Below are 4565 nucleotides of genomic sequence, written 5' to 3'. Positions count from 1 at the left end.
CCCGTCCTCCTCAAGTTCGGGACGGAGGCGCAGAAGCGCTACTGGCTGCCGCGGATGCTGGATGGCAGCGACTGGTGGTGCCAGGGGTATTCCGAGCCCGGCGCCGGATCGGACCTGGCGGCGATCAAGATGACGGCCGTTCGCGACGGCGACCACTACGTCATCAACGGCCAGAAGACGTGGACCAGCCTGGGTCAGCACGCGAACATGATCTTCTGCCTGGTGCGCACAGACAACACCGGCAAGCGGCAGGAGGGCATCTCCTTCCTCCTCGTGGACATGGACCAGCCGGGGGTCGAGGTGCGGCCGATCATCACCCTCGACGGCGACCACGAGGTCAACGAGGTCTTCTTCACCGACGCCCGCGCCCCGGTGGCCAACCTGATCGGCGAGGAGAACCAGGGCTGGACCTATGCCAAGTACCTGCTGACCTACGAGCGGACGAGCATGGCCATGGTGGGGGCGTCGGTGGCGTCCCTCGGGGTGCTCAAGGACATCGCGCGGACCGAATCCAAGGGCGGGCGGCCGCTGGCCGAGGACTCCTTCTTCGCCGCCCGGATCGCGCGGGCCGAGATCGAGCTGGAGAACCTGAAGACCACGGCGTTGCGCGTGGTCGCCGCGGCGGCGGCCGGCGGGGCGCCGGGGGCGGAAAGCTCCATGCTCAAGGTCAAGGGCACCGAGATCCATCAGGAGATCCGCAGCCTCGCGCGCCGCGCCCTGGGGCCCTATGCCCTTCCGTTCCAGCCGGAGGTGCTGGCGCCCGGCTCCAACGCCCAGCCCGTCGGACCGGACTATGCGCCCGGCGTCACGCCGGCGTACCTCAACAGCCGCAAGCTGACGATCTACGGCGGCTCGAACGAGGTGCAGCGCAACATCATCACCAAGGCCATCCTCAAGCTCTGAGCGGACACCAGCCATGGACTTCAACCCCACAGCCGACCAGCAGATGCTGGCCGACACCCTCCGCAGGTTCGCCACGGAGCGCTATCCGCTTGAGGCGCGCACCAAACTCGCCGGCACGCCGCCCGGCTACAGCCTCGAGGCCTGGAAGCAGTACGCCGAGCTCGGCGCCCTGGGGGCGCTGTTCGACCCGGAGGTGGGCGGCTACGGCGGTGGTCCCGACGACATCGCGACCGTCTTCGAGGCGCTGGGGAGCGGTGCGGTCGTGGGCCCGTTCCTGGCCTGCCTGATGTCGGGAACCTGCCTCGCCAGCGCCGGGGGCGCGGTCGCCGAAACGCTGCTGAACGCCGTCATCGCCGGCGACGCCGTCGTCGCCTATGCGCACCAGGAGCCGGCAAGCCGCTACGAGCTCAGCCATGTCGAGACCGCGGCCGTCGCGGACGCGGGCGGCTGGCGCCTCTCCGGCGCCAAGGCCGTGGTGTCGCACGGCGACGCCGCCGACCAGATCCTCGTTTCCGCCCGCACCTCCGGCGCGACCGGCGACGCGCTCGGGATCTCGCTCTTCCTCGTCCCCGCCGGGTCGCCGGGGCTCTCGATCCGGGGCTATGTGGGCGTCGATGGCGCACGGAGCGCCGAGGTCGTGCTGGACCAGGTGGTGCTCGGCCCGGAGGGGCTTCTGGGCGATGCGGGCGGGGCTCTCGAGCTCATCGAGAGCGCCACGGGGGCGGGGATCATCGCCCTCTGCGCCGAGGGTCTCGGCGCCCTGGATGTCGTCAAGGACATGACCGCCGAGTACCTGCGCACCCGCAAGCAGTTCGGCCAGCCGATCGGCAGCTTCCAGGCGCTGCAGCATCGGATGGCCACGGTGCTGATCGAGATCGAGCAGGCGCGATCCGCCCTGACGAACGCCGTGGCGGCGTTCGGCGGGCCGCGGGTCCCGCGCGAACGGGCCCTCTCGGCGGCGAAATACACCGTTGGACGCGTGGCCGCGCTGGTGGCGGAGGAAGCGGTCCAGCTGCACGGCGGCATCGGCATGACCTGGGAGCTGCCGCTCTCCCATTATGTGAAGCGCCTGGTCATGCTCGATCACCTTCTCGGCGACGTGGACCACCACCTGGAGCGCTACATCGCCCTGGGCCGGGCGGCTTGACCCCGCCGTGCGAGGTCCCTGCCGTCGTCGCGGGCCGCGTGGGGCGGGCGAGACCCCCGTCGGGCGGGAGGCGATCCTTCGCGCCGCGTCGGACGTGTTCGACCGGGTCGGCTTCCGGGCAGCGACGGTGCGGGCCATCGCGGCGGAGGCCGGCGTAACCTCAGCGGCCCTCTATCACCATTTCGACGGGCGGGAGGGCCTCGTGCTGGCCGCCTGCGAGCCGAAGATGAGCGCGCTGAAGATGAAGTTGGAAACGCTCGGGCGCGCCGAAGCGGGTCCGATCAACCACGCGCTGGCGATCCTCGAGACCACCATGGCGTGGGCGCTGCAGAACCTCGACGTCTATGAGCTCCTCTTCGTCGGAACCGCGCCGCAGGGGATGGACAAGGTCTGGAGGCAGGGGCGCGAGCTGGAGGCTGCCTGCCTGGGTGAGCTCGAAGGGGCGCTCAGCGGCGCCTTCGGGTCCTCCCCGCAGGATCGCCCCCGTGTCGAGACCGGCGCGCGCGCGCTGTGGGCGGCGGCCAATGGCGTCATGTGCCTGTGCCTGCGTCTGGGGTGCCCAAGACCCGTCGGCGCCCTGCTCTCAGCCGCGGTGGAGCCGGTCCTGAGAGAGATGATCTCCACGTGGGCCGATCCCGCCGAAGCCACCGTGCCCTCCCGCAGCTTCGCGGTGCACTGACGCGGCCGCGTGACTGCCGGCGCGTCCGGGGGGACCGTCGACCGCGAGACTTCGACCGGACTGCGGGGCGCCTGCGCACGGACGCGCCCCGGACGCTCCCTGGGGCCGACACGTGGCCGCGTGGGGCGTGGCGAACGTCTTCAGTCCCGCCGCCGATCAGGCCCGCCCCTCGGGCCCTTGCCGGCGTTTTAGCACGGCGCCTCGCGCCGGGATCCCAGACCGCCGCGCGCAAGGCGGCTTGACGAGTGCCAAAAAAGAACGCACTACAGTCGCCGTCCCGCCGGGGGTCGCGCCAGCTGGGCGACCATCTGCCCAGCGGGCCAGCAACAGGATCCCAAATGTCCGGCTCACCCATCTCAGAGAAGCCTTCCCGCAACGCCACGGCGGTGGTTGTCGGAGCCGGCGACTTCATCGGCGGCGAGATCGCCAAGAGGTTCGCGGCGGAGGGCTACACCGTCTTCATCGGCCGCCGGCAGGCGGAGAAGCTCGAGCCGCTGAAGGCCGAGATCGAGGCGGCGGGCGGACGCGTCGTGGCCAAGGGCCTCGATGCCCGTGACGAGGATCAGATGATCGCCTTCTACGAGGAGGCCGAGCGAACGGCGCCGATCGAGGTGTCGATCTTCAACATCGGGGCCAACGTCAACTTCCCGCTGGTCGAGACCACCTCGCGGGTCTTCCGCAAGGTCTGGGAGATGGCCTGCTACTCCGGATTCCTGAGTGGCCGGGAAGCGGCCAAGCACATGCTGCCGCGCGGAGCCGGCTCGATCTTCTTCACCGGGGCGACGGCCGGGCTGCGCGGCGGCGTCGGGTATGCGGCCTTCGCCAGCGCCAAGTTCGGTCTGCGCGCCGTGGCCCAGTCCACCGCGCGGGAGCTTGGGCCGCAGGGGATCCACGTGGCCCATCTAGTTATCGACTCCGGCGTGGACACGGCCTGGGTGCGCGAGCGCATGCGCCAGGCCGCCGGCGACGGCCCCATGCCCGATCGCGTCCTGATGCGTCCGGCGGCGGTGGCCGAGGCCTACTGGGCCCTGCACCAGCAGCCCAAGGACGCCTGGACCTTCGAGCAGGAGATCCGGCCGGCGGGCGAACCCTGGTGAGCCGGCGGTCGCCGACCGCCCCCCGTCGCCGCGCGCCGATAGTCTTACGAAACCCTCCGAGGTCCTGAACATGCAGCAGGCGGTGATCGCGGGCTATGTCCGCACCCCCTTCCACTTCGCCCGCAAGGGCGCCCTGGCCCAGGTCCGACCCGATGACCTGGCTGCGGCCGCGATCAAGGCGCTGATCCAGCGCCTGGGCGTGGATCCGGCCACGCTGGACGACGTGATCCTCGGCTGCTCGTTCCCCGAGGGCGCCCAGGGCGACAACATCGCTCGCATCGCAAGCCTGCTCGCCGAGCTGCCGGTCGAGGTGAGCGGCATGACCGTGAACCGCTACTGCGGTTCGTCCATGTCGGCCATCCACATCGCCGCAGGCCAGATCGCGATCGGGGCCGGCGAGGCCTTCATCGCCGGCGGCGTGGAGTCCATGAGCCAGGTCCCGCCGGGCGGCCTCAGTTCCGCGCCCAATCCCCAGCTGATGGCGGCCTACATCTCCATGGGCGAGACCGCGGAGAACGTCGCCGCGCAATACGGCGTCTCGCGCGCGGAGCAGGAGGCGCTGGCGGCGGCTTCGCAGCGGAAGGCTGCCGCTGCGCAAGCCGCCGGCCGGCTGCGTGGCGAAATCGCCGGCGTCATGACCGAGAATGGCCTTGTGGACGCCGACGGCTGCATTCGCGCCGAGACCACCCCGGAGGGGCTGGCGGGGCTGAAGCCGGCGTTCCGGCCCGACGGCACGGTG

4 protein-coding genes and 1 pseudogene are annotated in these 4565 nt (G+C 71.0%); all 5 read left to right on the top strand.

Going from position 1 to position 4565, the window contains the following annotated elements; genetic code table 11:
• Positions 1-903: acyl-CoA dehydrogenase family protein (locus tag VGD44_RS11375; RefSeq protein WP_331086999.1), on the top strand; the 903-nt coding region annotated here is incomplete at its 5' end.
• Positions 904-916: 13 nt separating this feature from the next.
• On the top strand, positions 917-2050 hold the full coding sequence (locus VGD44_RS11370) for an acyl-CoA dehydrogenase (RefSeq protein WP_331086997.1): 1134 nt from the start codon (positions 917-919) through the stop codon (positions 2048-2050).
• A gap of 7 nt (positions 2051-2057) precedes the next feature.
• Entirely contained in the window at positions 2058-2729 is a 672-nt protein-coding gene (locus VGD44_RS11365) for a helix-turn-helix domain-containing protein (protein ID WP_331086993.1), read from the top strand.
• A 338-nt stretch (positions 2730-3067) separates the two neighbouring features.
• A complete protein-coding gene (locus VGD44_RS11360) occupies positions 3068-3826 on the top strand; it encodes an SDR family NAD(P)-dependent oxidoreductase (RefSeq protein ID WP_331086991.1) in 759 nt (252 codons plus the stop codon).
• A 70-nt stretch (positions 3827-3896) separates the two neighbouring features.
• A pseudogene (locus VGD44_RS11355) lies at positions 3897-4565 on the top strand (acetyl-CoA C-acyltransferase); the annotation flags it as partial.

Origin of the sequence: Phenylobacterium sp. (assembly GCF_036402295.1) — a bacterium.
Classification (GTDB): domain Bacteria; phylum Pseudomonadota; class Alphaproteobacteria; order Caulobacterales; family Caulobacteraceae; genus Phenylobacterium.
Note: the sequence above shows the minus strand (reverse complement) of the source record. Positions and strands in the feature narration are given on the sequence as shown.

Coding starts and splice junctions, on each gene's coding strand:
- VGD44_RS11370 (WP_331086997.1), top strand. CDS start 917: ATGGACTTCAACCCCACAGCCGACCAGCAGATGCTGGCCGACACCCTC.
- VGD44_RS11360 (WP_331086991.1), top strand. CDS start 3,068: ATGTCCGGCTCACCCATCTCAGAGAAGCCTTCCCGCAACGCCACGGCG.